This is a genomic window from Corynebacterium dentalis, assembly GCF_900232865.1.
Lineage (GTDB): Bacteria > Actinomycetota > Actinomycetes > Mycobacteriales > Mycobacteriaceae > Corynebacterium > Corynebacterium dentalis.
The window spans coordinates 42,346-58,421 of record NZ_OCTS01000007.1 but is presented as its reverse complement, the minus strand read 5'-3'; the positions used below and the strand labels follow the sequence as shown (position 1 = coordinate 58,421).

The following is a 16,076-nucleotide window of genomic DNA, read 5'->3' as shown; positions in this document are numbered from 1 at the left end:
TGCTTTCACAGCGAAATGGGAAAATGCGCCGTTTTCCACTTCCCCTAGCCCGCGTTCGCGGGTTACACTTCGATGCATGACGGATTCCCAGTCCTCCCCCACCATCTCGCCTTATGCCGACGATCTCACGCTGGCTCTCGCCCTCGCCGATGCCGCTGACACCATCACCATGGCGAGGTTCGAAGCGACCGACCTCCAAGTGGAATCCAAGCCTGATCTCACGCCCGTCAGCGATGCCGATACCGCGGTGGAAAAAGAAATCCGGTCCATGCTCTCCACCCATCGCTCGGAGGACAGCGTTCTAGGGGAAGAATTTGGTGGCGACGTCACTCTGACCGGCCGTCAGTGGGTCATCGACCCTATCGATGGCACCAAGAACTTTGTTCGTGGCGTTCCCGTGTGGGCTACGTTGATCAGTCTGCTGGTAGACGGCAAGCCGGTTTTGGGCATGGTCAGCGCACCAGCCCTGTCCCGCCGCTGGTGGGCAGCTGAGGGCACCGGCGCATGGCGCAGCTTCGCTACTCCCGCGGTTCCCGTAGGCGGCCAGGTACCGTCTGCCGCACCTCGTCAGCTGTCAGTGTCCAAGGTGGGCAAGATCGAAGATGCTTCAGTGGCAATTAGCTCACTGTCCGGATGGGCAGACCGCGGCTTGCGCGAGCAGTTGCTCTCCCTAACTGACCGCGCGTGGCGCCTGCGCGGATACGGAGATTTCTGGTCTTACATGCTGGTAGCCGAAGGTGCAGTCGATATCGCTGCAGAGCCGGAAGTAAACCTGTGGGATTTGGCCGCACTGGCACCCATCGTCGAGGAAGCCGGCGGGCGCTTCACGGACATCACCGGCGTTGACGGACCACACGGCGGCTCAGCAATCGCAACAAACGGCCTCCTACATGAGGAGACCGTTTCTAAGCTGGCCGCTCAGTAGCCAATTGTTTGGACGCTAGTTTTACAGCTTCTGTGCAGCCCTCGCGATGGATTCCACCACGCCCTTTAGCTGCGCGTTTGCGCCTTCAGGAACCACGACCTTGCCATCGGAATCCAGGGCGGTAGCCAGATCGATTCCCACCTGGCTGCGCACGTCATGCATCTCAAAGTTGGAGACGATCTGTCGCCAGTGCTCCACCGCGCGAGCGCCCATCGTGAAGCCGTATCCCACGAAGCCTACGACCTTGCCGACCCACTCGGAACCCAGCAGGTCCACGGCATTCTTGAACGTTCCGGGGACGCTGTGGTTGTACTCGGGGGTGACGAACAGGAACGCATCGGAGGAATCAATCACCTGAGACCAACGGGCCACGCGCTCGTCGTCGTACTGCTTGTTCTGCGCCATAGGCACAACCTCCGAGGTGACCGGCGGGAGGTCAAAATCCTCGAGGTACTGGACATCCAGCTGCACATCGGTGAGCTCACTGGTGGCGAATTCTGCCTGTTCAGCGACCCATTCGCCGATCTGATGTCCAGCGCTGTTCCTGCGTACAGAACCGACGATAGCGGTGATCTTCATGCCTGTCCTTTCGTCACTCGCCGCGTCCCACAGCGAGATATAGTTGATAAGTCAATTAAAAACCTTACCTGAAACGGTGGCTACTAGCCCTCCACGGAAATGTACTGAGTCTCGAGGTACTCCCCCAGCCCCTCGAATCCGCCTTCACGGCCAATACCAGAGCTTTTGACACCACCAAAGGGAGCGGCGGCGTCGGAAAGAAGACCACGATTGACCGCAACCATGCCGCACTCCATGGATTCCGCGAAGGACAAGGTCTCGGCGAGGTTCTCACCGCAGACGTAACCGGCCAAGCCAAATGGGGTGTCATTGGCCACGCGCAGTGCCTTGTCGGTGGTGCTGAAGGTCTGGATAGCGAAGACGGGACCGAAGATCTCCGTGTTGGCAATCTCCGAATCCGGAGAGACGTTCGTCAGCACTGTCGGTGGGAACCAGAAACCGTTCTGATCCAGCTCCGGGTGCGTTTCCGGGAACTTCTCCAGCGCTTCCACACCACCCAACTCAACCGTGGCGCCTTCTTGGACAGCGTTGGCGACCAGATCGCGAACCTTGTCGCGCTCCTTCTCGCTAACCATCGCGCCGACCTGTACGTCCTCTTGCGTGCCTGGGCCGATCTTCATCTCCTCGACCTTCTTGACCACGGCCGCGGTGAAATCCTTGGCCAGCGAGTCATGGACGATGAAGCGGTTGGCCGCGATGCACACCTGACCAGCGCCACGCATCTTCGCCGTCACGGCCGCGTCCACTGCCTTGTCTAGATCCGCGCTTTCTAGTGCTACGAACGGTGCGTTTCCTCCCAGTTCCAGGGACACGCGCATCGTCTTTTTCATTGCTTTCGCCGCCAACTCCTGGCCCACCTCAGTGGAGCCAGTGAATGTGAACTTACGTAGGCGATCGTCATCCAGGATGGCGGAGACATTGCTGGCAGATGAGGTGGGCAGGATCTGCACCACGCCTTCTGGAACTCCAGCCTCGCGCATGAGATTGCCCAGGTACAGGGCGGTTAGCGGAGTCATCTGCGCAGGCTTGACGATGGACACGCAGCCAGCGGCCAGCGCTGGAGCCACCTTGCGGGCGATCATCGCCAGCGGGAAGTTCCACGGGGTGATGGCGAGCACTGGGCCCACCGGCACGTGGTGCGTCACGACGCGGCTATCGCCCTTGGGAGCGGTGCGGTATTCACCGCTGATCGCCATGGCCTGCTGGGAGAACCAGCGGAAGAACTCTGCGCCGTAGGCCACCTCGCCGGTGGAATCAGGCAATGCGCGTCCGAGCTCCTTGGATTGCAGCAGCGCCAAGTCTTCGGTGTTGTCCGTGATGAGCTGGAAGATCTTGTAGAGAATCTCGCTGCGCTGCATGGGGGTGGACTTAGCCCATTCCTTTTGCGCATCTGCGGCGATATCCATCGCGCGACGGGCATCGTCTTCCGTGGCGCTCTGGATGTCCACGAACTCTGCGCCGGTGGCGGCATCCACCACGCTGAGCGTGTCCTTATTGCTTGCCGTGACGAATTCTCCGCCGAGGAAGAGACCGGTCGGTACCGTGATCTCGCGATCCGCTGCGGAAATGGTGGTGGTGAGTTGTTGATTAGTCATACGCCCCACTCTGCCACCGACTTCCCAACGTGTGCAGAATTATTTCACTAGCCTAGAGCGGAGAACATCCCTAGCCGCTTGACAACAATGCACAGGCGATCCGGGGACGAGGTCACAAAAACAGCCGACCCGTCCGTGGTGCGCCAGGAGGATAGACCGTGAACGTTCCAGTGAACTCCAGCTCAGTAACCAATACTCGAGACTGGGCTACTTTGGAAAAGCATGCCGCACAGCTCCGCGCCACCACGCTTCGTGAGCTCTTCGCTGATCAGCCGGGGCGCGCGGCGGATATGACCTACGATGTCGGCCCGCTGCGCGTCGATCTGTCCAAGAACCTCATCGACGATAACGCTCTGCGGACGCTGACTGATGTCGCCCGCGATATGGGCATCGAGGAATACCGCCAGGCACTGTTCAACGGCGAGCACGTCAATGTCACCGAGGATCGCGCTGCCTTGCACACGGCTTTACGCATCCCCGCCGAGCATGAGTTCAGCGTCGATGGGCAGGACATCGCCGCGGACGTGCACGACGTGCTGGGGCGCATGCGCGATATCGCCCGCTCCCTGCGCTCCGGCGCATGGCGCGGCATTAGCAACCACACCATCAAGAACGTGGTCAACATCGGCATCGGTGGCTCAGACCTGGGTCCATGCATGGCCGCCCGCGCACTGCGTCCGTACCTCACGGCAGGGATTATCCCGCACTTCATTTCCAACATTGACCCCAACGATGTCGCGGGCACCCTCGATGGACTCGACGCTGAATCGACGCTGTTTGTGGTGGCCTCCAAGTCCTTCACCACGTCTGAAACCCTGGCGAACGCTCACGCCGCTAAGCGTTGGTTGCTCAAGAAGCTGTCTCAGGAAGGCATCGCCACCGAGTCCGAGGAAGACATCCAGGCGATCACCGAGAAGCACTTCGTGGCTGTCTCCACCAACGAGGAGAAGGTGCGCGAGTTCGGCATCGATCCCCGCAACATGTTTGGCTTCTGGGACTGGGTTGGCGGACGTTACTCCGTGGACTCCGCCATCGGCCTATCCCTCATGGCGGCCATCGGCCCACAGGACTTCATGGAATTCTTGGAAGGCTTCCACGCGGTGGATGACCACTTCCGCACCGAGCCACTGGAAATGAACGTTCCCGTCATCATGGGTCTGCTGGGTGTTTGGTACACCAACTTCTTTGGCGCGCAATCGCACGCAGTGTTGCCATACAACCAAGATTTGCACCGCTTCCCTGCCTACTTGCAGCAGCTGACCATGGAATCCAATGGCAAGAGTGTTCGTCTCGACGGTAGCGAAGTGGATCTGAACACCGGTGAAATCTACTGGGGCGAGGCCGGCACCAACGGCCAGCACGCTTTCTTCCAGCTCCTGCACCAAGGAACGCACTTGATCCCCACGGATTTCATCGGCTTCATCAATAGCCACGATGATAAGAAGGCTGCTGATGGAGAGACCAGCATGCACGACATGCTGATGAGCAACTTCTTCGCGCAGACCCGCGTACTGGCCTTCGGCAAAACTGCCGAAGAGCTGCGCGAAGAGGGCGTGGATGAAAAGCTGATTCCGCATAAGGTCATGCCCGGCAACCGCCCATCCACCACGATCCTCGCGGAGAAGCTCCGTCCGCGTATCCTCGGCGCACTGATCGCTCTGTACGAGCACATCACGTTTGTCCAAGGCGTGGTGTGGGGCATCAACAGCTTCGACCAGTGGGGCGTAGAGCTGGGCAAGAAGCAGGCCAATGAACTGCTCGCCTCCGTGGAAGGTAAGGAAAGCAGCGATGCCGGGGATTCCTCCACGGACGCATTGATCACCTACTACCGCAGCCTGCGGGACAAGTAAGCAGCTGCGCTGAAAGCGCCGGACGAGAGAAGGTTGGCGTCGGGGGAATCGATGTTCTGATCATTATGCGTGGAGGTATCAGCCTCTGGGCGTCCCACCTGAGTGACCTTGATGTAGTTGACCAAACGGCCACGGTCAGTCTTGCCATCACCGAAGTTCAAGTTGGCGATGAGCTTGCCGTCGCCCTCACGGATGGGGTTAGACAGGGTGGTCTCAAAGGTACGGGTGGAGGTCGCGCGGTCAAAGCCGAGGTCGCGGGTGTACGCGCCATTGAACCAACCTGGGGTGATCAGGCGATCCACGCCCTTAGGTCCCTCAGCGGTCTTGACCTCAATACGGAAAGTGGTCAGAGGGAATTCCTGGTAGTAGGTGGTGTTGCCCACATTGGTCGCGGAGATGGACACGAGACCTGCATAGCCGGGAACCTTACCTGCTGCCACGCGGATCTCAGGCTTGAGATCGAGGACGTCCTTGCCCTGGGTTTCATTTCCCTGGGTTTCATCGGCCTGAGCTGGAGTTTCCGCGGTAGGAGCGGCGATAGCTGGAGCAGCGGTGAAGACGGTTGCGCCCAGCAGAGTTGCTGCCAAGCCGCTGCGGAACGAGATCTTGCGAAGAGTCATGATGATCTTTCCTTCTGTTGCGAGTTACTTGTTGGAATCAGCTGGGTTGTCGTACAAGCGAACCTGAACTTCGTTCTTCACTGGGTTCAGTGCAGACCAGAAGGTCGGGGTGGACCAGGTTCCGTTGGACTTGCAGTACTGCTGGGTACCGGTCATGTGGATGGTGCGGAAGCCGTACTTTGCCTCACCAGTGTGGCCTGCTGGGTGTGTGCCTGGGCGCCACCGGTGAGCCCAGCGGTGAGAACCATTGCGGTTACTGCCGATGCGAGAACCCAGGTTGCGCCCTTGCGTAGATTCGACGAGTAGGTTCTGGATTTTCTTCTCAAAAAGCGCTGGACAAATAAACTACGTCACCTGTCGCGTGATTTCTCCTGAAAAATTAACCGAGCCTTGTCGACTGGTCGATGTACACACTAAAGAGCGGCGACCACATGCGGAAGCAAAAAAAACGTTCATTCCACCGCAAACTTTTACTCCGGTCCTTACCTCAACGCGCCCGTCATGCTTTTTAACCCTGCGAATGGATCACAAAAAAACTCCAGCGCGTTCAACTTCGGAGGTACGCGGCTGTTCAGCCGCCTACCCCAGCTCCAACTCTTGGCAGTTCGGGCACCACCAGATGATCCGCTCCAGCTCGCCGCCATCGACATCCGGATCCCCACCCGCAAACCGGCCGCCCAGCGAGGACTTCTCGATCGCTTCCCCGCACCTGCGACACGCTTTGCTGGCCCGCCCAAAGACGTAGTTGCCCATCCCAGGCCGGCGATCGCCGGTGAAAATACGGTGGGCCTCCAAGCGGTTTTCCCACATCACACGCCGCGACAGATCAATTGCCTTCTCCACGCCCCGGGCACCCACCTGCCCCACGGGCACAGCCGGGTGCCAGCCCAGGAGGAACATGATCTCCGCACGGTACTCGTTGCCAATTCCAGCAACGTTCTTCTGGTCCAGCAACGCCGCCCCGAGGCTGCGCTCCGGCCGCTGCATGATCCTGCGCACTGCCTCATCGCGCCCTGCTATCCCCTGCCACCTGGGATCATGGCCGGGTTGGGGCCACTGGGGATCTAGAATGTCTGGCCCTAAATGTTCAATCGTGGCGTCGTAAGACGACTCAGGAAAAAGACGCACAAACCCTAACGAATGACCAACGATCTCAATGTCCTGACCACCCGGGTGCTGCGGGCTAAAACGCAGCACGATGCGCGCAGTGAACCCTGGCCGACGCCACCGCGTACCCGCAGCGTGGATGGCCCACACGCCCTCCATTTTCAGGTGCGTATGCACCACCGTCTCACCGATGTGCATGAACAGGTGCTTGCCGTAGGGCCACACGCGGTGGACCGGTTGTCCGGTCAGGGACTGCGTGGCGAAGCGAGGCACGCGGATGTCCGTGTGGGTCACTGTGCGTCCGGTCATCCACTGCAGGCGGTTGGATAGCTGCAGGACGGAATCGCCCTCAGGCATGATCTCGCCTCCCCTTTCCACAGGTCAGGATCACTTGATACTCAGCCCCTTGGGAGTCAGGCGGGCACCGGCGGCCGTCCATGCTCGGGTATCGGTCTCCATCACGCCGTGGCCGTCGATGCGTTCCATCACCACCGGCGCCAGCCTTCCGGACCGCACCGCCGCCGTGAGGGCATCCACGATGTGGGAAATAATGTTCGACACCACACTCGTCTCCTCGTCACCAAAGCTCGTAGCCTGCTTGTCCCCCAGCACGGTTAGATTGCGCGCGCCGCGGGTCAAGTGAGCCAAAGGCTTGCCGCCACGCAGAATCACCAGCGCGCCCGCGCCGCGGTGTGGCGTGTGCACTCCCTCATCCAGCTCCGGCCACGGCAACGCGGCGCCGAAGGGATTGGCTGGGTCTGCAGCGGCAAGCAACACGGAGTGGACGGGCGGGGCGGCGGCATCGGTACCGTCCTCCATGCGCCGCAGCTGCGTGATCACTCCGCGGGGCGCGAACTGCGCTCCGCCGAGTCCCTCCACCACGTAGCCGCGCAGCACCACGCCGGAATCTTCCCAGGCAGACAACGTGCGATACGCCTCCGCGAAGCCGCCCGCGGATTTCTCCGCGACGATGGATCCCCTGGTCACCACGCCATAGCGATCCAGCCAGGCCTCACCCTTGGCCACGGCACGATCGGCGGCAGTGGCCTCGCTGAGAGGCAGCGCCGCCCATCGTCCGGGCACCGAGGCATGAGCGTTTAGCGCTGCCCGGCGCGCGCGGGCCTGCTCACTCTTCGCTGCCTGCGCAAAGGAGGTGCGGCCCATGCGGAGTCGCCTTTGGGAGCCGCGACCTCGGTCTCTGCGGGGAGCACGGTGCGCGGACTTGCCTCCGGACCCCGCCTCGACAAGGCGGCGCCTAATGGCCGCGAAGGAGTCCGGGGTGAGCAGGGCGGCGTCGAACAATTCCCACATCGCCGCATCCACATCCGCGTGATCGGCCCCGGTGACCTGTGCCAACTCGCTGGCTAGGAAGGCACCACCGTGACTGACGTGCGTCAGGATCTGCTCGGCCACCAGGTTGGTCACGGCGCCCTGCTCGGCGGGATCCAGCAACACGGGAGCCAACTCCGCGGGCAGCAGTGTCACCAGCGGATCATTGCTCCCCACCGAACCCGCGCCCACGGCCAGCACATCGCCAGTGCTCAGCAGCTCGTCCAAATCTTCCGGACGGTAGTTGGGGATGCGCGAAGGCAGCACCACTGTCTCCCACGCGCTGGCAGGAAGCGGAATGCCTGCCAGCTGCTCAATCACGCTGAGCAGATCCTCGCGCTCCGATTCACCCACGCCGTGCCAGGCCTGCAAGAACGTGGCATACGTCTGGCGGCTCACGGGTTCCAAAGCGCCACGAGCTGCGGCCAGGGTGGCCGAGCGCAACCTGCGTAGCATGCCCACGTCCAAAAACTGCGTGGGAGCCTCCTCCGCTTTCACCCCTTCTGCCAGCACAAACGTGCCGGATTCCAAGCGGCGCTGATCCACCCAACGGCGCAGCAGCATCTCCGAGGTCGCCACGCCCAAGCCGAACTCCGCGGCCGCCTCGGCTGCGGTGAACGGGCCACGATTCCTCGCCCATCGCAAGATCAGCTGGTCCATCGCATCTGGCACCTGCTTCGGATCCGCGGGCGAACCGGGAGGCACAGGCACACCTAGCCCGTCGCGCAACAGCGGCAAGTCCTCCACCGCGGCCAGCTTTCGCCCGCCGCCGAAGTTCACCTCCGCGATCCGTTGCGGAATCAGCGCGCGTACATCGGCCAGCGGATCTGCCGTGCGCGCTTCCGGATCAGTGGGCACCTCACGCCTGTCCACAATCTGCTCTGCAGTCAGCGGCCCCAACATGCGCAGCATGTCCACCACTTGCTCTACGTGCACTGCTCGGCGCCCCTCCGCCAGCCACTGTGCACCACTGACCACGGAGTCGATGACCTTGGGATCCAGCAGCAAGCCCTCGCCCGAGGTCCCCAGCACCTTGGCCAGAAGCGCCGGATCCACGGCTAGCGCCGCCGCCCGCTCCGCCGAGTCCCCTTCGTACATGAACGCGCTGGTGTACGTGAACAGCAAGGATTCAGCGAACGCACTGGGTGCTTCCGTGGTGACTTCGGCGACCTTGATGGCTTCCGCGCCGCCGCGCGTTTCCACCCCGCGAATCACCGCGCGTAATGAGTCCAGGTCATACACATCGTGCAGGCACTCGCGCATCGTCTCCACCATCACGGGAAACTCCGGATGGTTGCGCGCCACGTCCAATAGCTGCGCGGCCCGTTGCCGCTGTTGCCACAGCGGTTGCCGCTTGCCGGGTGTGCGCTGTGGCAGCAGCAGAGCGCGCGCGGCACACTCGCGGAATCGGCCCGCGAACAGTGCTGATGAGCCCACATTGTCCATCACATCAGCCACGATGTGATCCGCCACCTCACCGTCGTTGCGGGGTCCTTGTTGTTGTTTTTCCGACGCCAAGAGCAATTCCAACCCCGGCGGTTCCTCGGAGTACGGCAAACGTAGGACCATTCCGTCATCCCCAGCCACGGCCATCGCGTCGATGCCTGTATCTCTTTGCAGCTGAGCGGATAGTGCCATGGCCCACGGGGCGTTGACTCCCCTGCCGAACGGCGTGTGCACCACCACGCGCCAGTCCCCGATCTCGTCGCGGAAGCGCTCGATGAGCAGGGTTTTCTCATCTGGGACGATGCCCGCGGTTTCGCGTTGATCAGAGTAGAAGGCATCGAGGTTACTTCTGGTGTTTCCGCAGATGAAGTCCACTCCGCGGAGGTCTTCCAACGTCTGCTTACCCCAGCTTCGCCGATGCTCGCCGATCGCTTTTCCTAGTTCGACTGGCCGGCCCTCTGCGTCGCCGGTCCAAAACGGAAGACGGCCGGTATGGCCGGCGGCGGGTGCCACGATGACCTGATCACGGGTGATCTCCAGCACCCTCCAGCTGGACGCACCTAGCGTGAACACGTCCCCGACGCGGGATTCGTAGACCATTTCCTCATCCAACTCGCCGACTCTCCGCGCGCCGGTTTCTGATCCGGCGGCAAGGAACACGCCAAACATTCCGCGGTCGGGGATGGTTCCGCCGCTGGTCACGGCGATGCGCTGAGTACCGGGCCGTGCTATAAGGGTTCCTTCTGTGGGGTCGTAGACCACGCGTGCCTTCAGGTCTGCGAAGTCAGTGGATGGGTAGTGCCCGCTGATGAGCTCCACCACGGCGTCGAAAGCCTCGCGCGGCAAAGCTGCGAAGGGGTGCGCGCGACGAACAATCCGCCACCACTGTTCCACGTCCAGTTCGGCAGAATGTGCGGATTCTTCAGCGCTGTCTTGTACCGTTGCGCTATCTACATCCGCACTGTTCAACGGAGGCAAGGTGGCCGCCTGCACAGATGCTGCCACCGTCTGCTGGGCCAGCACATCCAACGCATTGGTCACCACGTGCAGCGGCTCCAGGTCTCCTTTGAGCAGCCGATCCACAATCACCGTGGCGGCCTCTGCATCCTGCTTGTGCAGCGGATAAATGGTCGCCGCGCTGGTAGCGCCGACGGTATGCCCAGCGCGGCCACAGCGTTGAATCGCCGCAGACACGGACGGTGGCGCGCCCACCTGGATCACGTGATCCACCAAACCCATGTCGACGCCCAGCTCCAGTGAGCTGGTGGCCACCACGCACTTGAGGTGCCCTGCCTTGAGCGCCTCTTCAATGTCTGCGCGTTCGTCCTTGGAAACTGACCCGTGGTGCGCGCGAGCGATGATGGGTTCCACCCCGCGGACAGTCGTGGATTGCGCCATGAGCTGAGCAGGATCACGCCGGGTGGGGGCGGCCAGCGCGTCTGGGTCATTCTCCTTGGCCCACTCCTCATTCAACGCGCCCGTGAGGCGTTCGGCGCTGCGGCGCGAGTTGACGAACACCAGCGTGGAGCGGTTGTTCATCACCTGCTCGTAGACCGAGCGCTGCACGTGCGGCCACACACTCTTTTGCTGCGGCAGGGCGGATTCTTTGTCCACGCCGCTGGCCACCCGGGCGCCGGATCCCACTTGGGTGTTTCCACCCAGCCCCTCGCCCATCAGCGACGGGCCCACCAACGCCTCATCGATGAGCGGCTCTTTCTCGGATTCCCCGAACTCCTCGTCTGCGTCTTCGTAGCGCGCTGCAGCAACGTCTTCATATACGGGTGGATCTTGGAAATCCTCCACCACGGAGCGAACGTGCACGTCCCAGGACTTCATGATCTTCGGATTCACCACCGTTACCGGTCGGTCACCGCCGAGGAAGCTGGCCACGGTATCGATCGGATTAACCGTCGCGGAGAGCCCAATGCGTTGCACCGGCGCGCCCGTGACCATCTCCAACCGTTCCAAGCTGAGAGCCAAGTGCGTTCCCCGCTTGGTTCCCGCCACGGCGTGCACTTCGTCCACGATGACGGTCTCCACTCCACGAAGAGTCCCCGCTGCCTTGGACGTCAGCATGAGGTAGAGCGATTCCGGCGTGGTAATCAGAATCTCCGGTGGGTTGCGAAGCATCTTGGCTCGCTCGTTGGATGGGGTATCACCGCTGCGTACACCCACCCGTACCGGCGCCACCGTCTCCCCCATTGCCGAGGCAGTGCGGGCGATGCCTGCCAGCGGTGCGGCCAGGTTTCGGTCGACGTCAACCCCCAATGCCTTCAGCGGCGAAACGTACAACACACGCGTTCCGGACTGCGCTGTGTCCGTGAGCAGGGATTGTTTAGTGAGTTCAGACAGTGACCAGAGGAACGCGGCCAAGGTCTTTCCTGAGCCGGTCGGCGCTACAACCAGCGCATGGTTGCCTTCGGAAATGGCGTCCCACGCTTGGTTTTGCACCACAGTCGGTTCCGTAAAAACATCCCTAAACCACGCCGATACGGGGGCATGAAACTTGTCTAGGGGTTCGCAGGGCATGTGCCTATCTAAACAGACAGCTAAAATCGGTGCTATGACGGCTGATCTCAATGATGAAACATTGGCGCTGCGCCTTGCGCAAGGCACCGGAGAAATTCTCAAAGGAGTACGAAACGTAGGCCTCCTACGCGATTCCAACTTGGGAGCAGCCGGCGATGCGCAGGCACAGGACTGGATCGCCCGCTGCCTGGAAGTGCATCGTCCAGACGATGGCATGCTCTCCGAAGAAGCCACTGATACCCCAGATCGCTTGGGCAAAAAGCGCGTGTGGATCATCGATCCCCTGGACGGAACCCGGGAGTACGCCTCGGGGCGCCAGGATTGGGCTGTACACATCGCCTTGGCCGAGGACGGCAAGATCACCCACGCCGCCGTGGGTATCCCTGACCTGGGCAAGTCCTTTCACACCGCCGAGGTCAAGGCTGTCGATGGCCCGGCAACCAACCGTTTGGTGGTCAGCCGAAACTCTCCTCCAAAGATCGGCCAGTACATCGCCGATGCGCTCGGCATGGAGTTGGTGACCATGGGCAGCTGCGGAGCCAAGGCAGTGTCCGTGATTTTGGGTGACAACGATGCCTACATCCACGCTGGTGGACAGTACGAATGGGACAACGCCGCGCCCGTAGGCATCGCCATGGCCGCAAGCCTGTACACCAGCCGCCTCGATGGCTCAGCGATCACCTACAACAACGAATCTCCCTACATGCCGGATCTGCTGATATGCCGCCCCAACATCTCCCACGACATCCTCGTGGCAGCAGCAAAATTCAAAGAAGAGCACGGCGACTTCGCAGGTTAGAGCAGGCCTTGTGTGGTCCGGAGGCCCTGACTACTAGGCTGTAGGCACACTGATCACCACCGGGAATAAGTTTTAGGGAGTTAGAGGTTGACGGCGGATATCAAGGACTCGGAACCACAGGCCACGGGCGCACCCATCCCCACCCCGTACGAGGATCTGCTGCGGGAGATTTTGGAATCTGGCGCCCACCGCGGCGACCGAACGGGAACCGGCACTACCAGCCTGTTTGGCCGCCAGATACGCTACAACCTCGCGGATTCTTTCCCTCTTCTGACCACCAAAAAGGTTCACGTGAAGTCCGTGGTGGGCGAGCTGCTGTGGTTCCTCCGCGGCGATTCCAACGTCAAGTGGCTGCAGGATAACGGGATCCGCATTTGGAACGAATGGGCGGATCAGGACGGCGAACTCGGCCCGGTCTACGGCGTGCAGTGGCGCTCCTGGCCCACCCCCGATGGCCGGCACATCGACCAGATTTCCCAGTCTTTGGACATGCTGCGCAATAATCCTGATTCCCGACGCAACATCGTCTCTGCCTGGAACGTCGGCGAGATCTCCAACATGGCTCTGCCACCGTGCCACCTGCTGTTCCAGTTTTACGTGGCCGATGGCAAGCTCAGCTGCCAGCTCTACCAGCGCAGCGCGGACATGTTCCTAGGCGTGCCATTCAACATCGCCAGTTACTCGCTGCTCACGCACATGTTTGCGCAGCAGGCAGGTCTGGAAGTGGGCGAATTCATTTGGACCGGCGGCGATTGCCACATCTACGACAACCACCAGGAGCAAGTTCGCCTGCAGCTCAGCCGCGAGGCACGCCCGTACCCACAGCTGGAATTAAACAAGGCCGCAGATCTGTTCAGCTATGACTTCTCCGACGTGAACTTCGTTGGGTACGACCCACATCCTGTGATCAAGGGAAAGGTGGCCGTCTAATGGCCGACGCCCAACCAGCCAAGGACTACCCGAACCTCACCCTCGCGGAGCTGCACGAACGGCTCGATGAGGGCGTGGAAGTGGCGATGATCTGGGCGCAGACCACCGACCTCGTAATCGGCGATGGCGACGATATGCCGTGGTATCTGCCGGAGGATCTGCAGCACTTTAAGCAGTCCACCGAGGGCTACGCCGTGGTGATGGGGCGGACGTCTTGGGAGGCGTTGGGCGATGCCTACCGTCCGCTGCCCAAGCGGGAAAACTTCGTGGTGACCAGCAACGCGGACTATGACGCACCGGGCGGCCACGTGTACACCTCGCTGTCTACAGCTATCGGTGCTGCGGCCGATTGGATGGAAGAGCACTCCGCGGATGAGCTGAGCAATACCGTGTGGATCCTCGGCGGCGGAACTGTGTACCAGCAGTGCATGGACGTGGCGGATCGCATCGTCATCACGGAGATCGAGATGCACGCCCCGGAGCGGTTCCAGGTCAAGGCACCAAGCATCCCCGGGGATATTTTCGAGTCCACCGCAACCGAGTGGAATACCTCTGCCAAAGGTCACGCCGTGGACGATGACCAGCCGTTGCGCTATCGCATCGTGGAGTGGACGCGGAAGACGTAGTGCGCGCTACCCCGTACAAACCCGAGCGCTACAGTGGCCCGTCCGGCAGGTCCTCGCTACTGAAGTGGCCGTGTCGCGAGCAGGTTGCAGTCCATCCCATCGGGTGAACTTGGACCTGCATTCTCCGGCCACAGTGGGCGCAAAACCGCGGTGGTTCCAACCCTGCGAGCGCTCCCCGGGAGGCTTTTACCGCTCCCCTGCTGTCTTGCCCGTCCTCGCTGAGCGCCTTGCCGGAGTAGACATCGAAACGGGCGGGCCCACTGGCCTCGCTGTGCTCACATCGAGGCATTGAGTGCCTTGATGGGCAGTTGCAGTTTGCCGAGCATGTCGATATCTCGTTCGGCAGGCCGCCCCAGCGTGGTCAAGTAGTTGCCGACAATGATCGCGTTGATGCCACCAAGCATCCCGCGCTCCGCCCCGAAGTCTCCCATCGTCAGTTCCCTGCCTCCCGCAAAGCGCAGGATGGTGCGTGGCAGAGCCAGGCGAAATGCAGCGATCGTTTGCAGCGCTTGTTTTGCCTCCATCGGTTCGATGTCCGCAAACGGTGTGCCAGGGCGCGGATCGAAGAAGTTCAGCGGTACCTCGGTGGGGTTGAGCTCCTGCAGGTCCATCGCGAATTCCGCGCGCTGCGCCAGGCTTTCTCCCATGCCCACGATTCCGCCACAGCAGACCTCCATGCCAGCTGCGGCCACCTGCTGCAGCGTGGCGATGCGCTCCTCCCACGTGTGGGTAGTCACTACCTCGGGGAAGTAGCTGCGTGCGGTTTCCAGGTTGTGGTTGTAGCGGTGGATCCCGGCCGCCTTGAGCCGGTCGGTTTGCTGTTGGGTCAGGATTCCGACCGACGCTGCCACGTGGATATCCACCTCTGCACGAATAGCCTCCACAGCTGCCTCGATCTGCTGCATCAGGTTTTCATCCGGGCCTTTGACCGCAGCGACGATACAGAACTCCGTGGCACCCGTCTTGGCCGTCTGTTTGGCGGCTTCCACTAAGTAGGCGATGTCCAGCGTCACGGCGCGGACAGGGGATTCAAAGAGTCCGGATTGGGCACAGAAGTGACAGTCTTCCGGGCACCCGCCGGTCTGCAGGCTAATAATCCCTTCCACTTCCACGGCATCTCCGCACCACTTCAACCGCACTTTGTGGGCGAGCTCAAGGAGGTCGTCCAGGTGAACTTCGTCCAAGGACAGCGCAGAGAGGGTCTCGTGGAAGTTGAGCCCCTCTCCGCGACCGAGGACTTTATCTTGAGAGATCTGCAGCAGGCGATCTGCGGGGATGAGGTAGGAGGAAGAAGGAGTCACGCGGGGATCTTTCGTCTATTGAATGGTGTTCAATTCCACTTTAGTGCCCATAATTGAACGCTGTACAATTTCGCAAGAATCGCCTCGGGTGAGTACGAAACCACACCTCCGAAAGGCCGCGAGCTTGGCGTCGATAAGAAAAAGAACATGAACGCATACATAAAGAGTGGGAAAATTCTCAGCCTGCTCCCACGATCTTCACAACGCATCACCCCTCCCCTCTAGACTGCAAAAAATTCATAACTGCAGTTCAAGGCAGCAAACACCACCGCAGCTCACCCCTTCCAACCGCGAGCAATTAATTCACTTTAGAAAATAAAATGGTTTTGCTCTGTAGGTTGAATCGCAATCACAGCTTGCCTGTGACGATCTTCACGGGAAACCGTCCACACACGGACGCCCGCAGTTTCAACAGAACACCAACAAAGAGAAAGGGAGAG

13 protein-coding genes are annotated in these 16,076 nt (G+C 61.2%); 5 read left to right on the top strand and 8 right to left on the bottom strand.

Annotated features, from left to right (window positions below; genetic code table 11):
- Positions 1–103 precede the first annotated feature (103 nt).
- Entirely contained in the window at positions 104–925 is an 822-nt protein-coding gene (gene hisN, locus CS919_RS08785; RefSeq protein WP_194186727.1) for a histidinol-phosphatase, read from the top strand.
- Positions 926–946: 21 nt separating this feature from the next.
- On the opposite strand, the gene CS919_RS08780 is transcribed toward hisN, so the two are convergent.
- Together CS919_RS08780 and CS919_RS08775 are read right to left on the bottom strand one after the other, a co-directional pair.
- Entirely contained in the window at positions 947–1,504 is a 558-nt protein-coding gene (locus CS919_RS08780) for an NADPH-dependent FMN reductase (RefSeq protein ID WP_099299116.1), read from the bottom strand.
- Between the two features lie 83 nt (positions 1,505–1,587).
- On the bottom strand, positions 1,588–3,099 hold the full coding sequence (locus tag CS919_RS08775) for an NAD-dependent succinate-semialdehyde dehydrogenase (protein ID WP_099299115.1): 1,512 nt from the start codon (positions 3,097–3,099) through the stop codon (positions 1,588–1,590).
- 158 nt (positions 3,100–3,257) lie between these two features.
- On the opposite strand from CS919_RS08775, the gene pgi reads away from it, so the two are divergent.
- Positions 3,258–4,949: a glucose-6-phosphate isomerase gene (gene pgi / locus CS919_RS08770; RefSeq protein WP_370737757.1), complete on the top strand. Its 1,692-nt coding sequence runs from the start codon at positions 3,258–3,260 to the stop codon at positions 4,947–4,949.
- Here pgi and CS919_RS08765 read toward each other — a convergent pair.
- The 4 genes from CS919_RS08765 to CS919_RS08750 form a co-directional block, all read right to left on the bottom strand.
- Positions 4,925–5,569, bottom strand: a complete 645-nt coding sequence (locus tag CS919_RS08765; protein WP_234990883.1) for a hypothetical protein — start codon at positions 5,567–5,569, stop codon at positions 4,925–4,927. The two genes, pgi and CS919_RS08765, sit on opposite strands and share 25 nt — an antisense overlap.
- 24 nt (positions 5,570–5,593) lie before the next feature.
- Positions 5,594–5,725 (bottom strand): hypothetical protein, encoded by a 132-nt coding sequence (locus CS919_RS10965; protein WP_268803817.1) that lies wholly within the window; start codon positions 5,723–5,725, stop codon positions 5,594–5,596.
- Positions 5,726–6,148: 423 nt separating this feature from the next.
- A complete protein-coding gene (locus tag CS919_RS08755; RefSeq protein WP_099299114.1) occupies positions 6,149–7,033 on the bottom strand; it encodes a DNA-formamidopyrimidine glycosylase family protein in 885 nt (294 codons plus the stop codon).
- Between the two features lie 30 nt (positions 7,034–7,063).
- The gene (locus CS919_RS08750) at positions 7,064–11,980 is read right to left on the bottom strand and encodes a DEAD/DEAH box helicase (RefSeq protein WP_099299113.1); all 4,917 of its coding nucleotides are present in this window, start codon (positions 11,978–11,980) and stop codon (positions 7,064–7,066) included.
- A 34-nt stretch (positions 11,981–12,014) separates the two neighbouring features.
- Here CS919_RS08750 and CS919_RS08745 point away from each other — a divergent pair, with 34 nt between their 5' ends.
- The 3 genes from CS919_RS08745 to CS919_RS08735 all read left to right on the top strand — a co-directional run bounded on the left by CS919_RS08745 (position 12,015) and on the right by CS919_RS08735 (position 14,335).
- Positions 12,015–12,779 carry a 3'(2'),5'-bisphosphate nucleotidase CysQ gene (locus tag CS919_RS08745; protein ID WP_099299112.1) on the top strand — a complete coding sequence of 255 codons (765 nt, stop codon included), beginning with the start codon at positions 12,015–12,017 and terminating at the stop codon, positions 12,777–12,779.
- A gap of 135 nt (positions 12,780–12,914) precedes the next feature.
- The gene (locus tag CS919_RS08740; protein WP_099299245.1) at positions 12,915–13,709 is read left to right on the top strand and encodes a thymidylate synthase; all 795 of its coding nucleotides are present in this window, start codon (positions 12,915–12,917) and stop codon (positions 13,707–13,709) included.
- Positions 13,709–14,335 (top strand): dihydrofolate reductase, encoded by a 627-nt coding sequence (locus CS919_RS08735; protein WP_099299111.1) that lies wholly within the window; start codon positions 13,709–13,711, stop codon positions 14,333–14,335. Before CS919_RS08740 ends, CS919_RS08735 begins: the two co-directional genes overlap by 1 nt.
- Before the next feature lie 28 nt (positions 14,336–14,363).
- Here CS919_RS08735 and bsaP read toward each other — a convergent pair whose 3' ends face one another.
- Both bsaP and bioB read right to left on the bottom strand, forming a co-directional pair.
- Entirely contained in the window at positions 14,364–14,624 is a 261-nt protein-coding gene (gene bsaP / locus CS919_RS11070; RefSeq protein ID WP_099299110.1) for a biotin synthase auxiliary protein BsaP, read from the bottom strand.
- Positions 14,611–15,636 carry a biotin synthase BioB gene (bioB, locus tag CS919_RS08725; RefSeq protein ID WP_234990882.1) on the bottom strand — a complete coding sequence of 342 codons (1,026 nt, stop codon included), beginning with the start codon at positions 15,634–15,636 and terminating at the stop codon, positions 14,611–14,613. The genes bsaP and bioB overlap by 14 nt, the downstream gene beginning before the upstream one ends.
- Positions 15,637–16,076 lie beyond the last annotated feature (440 nt).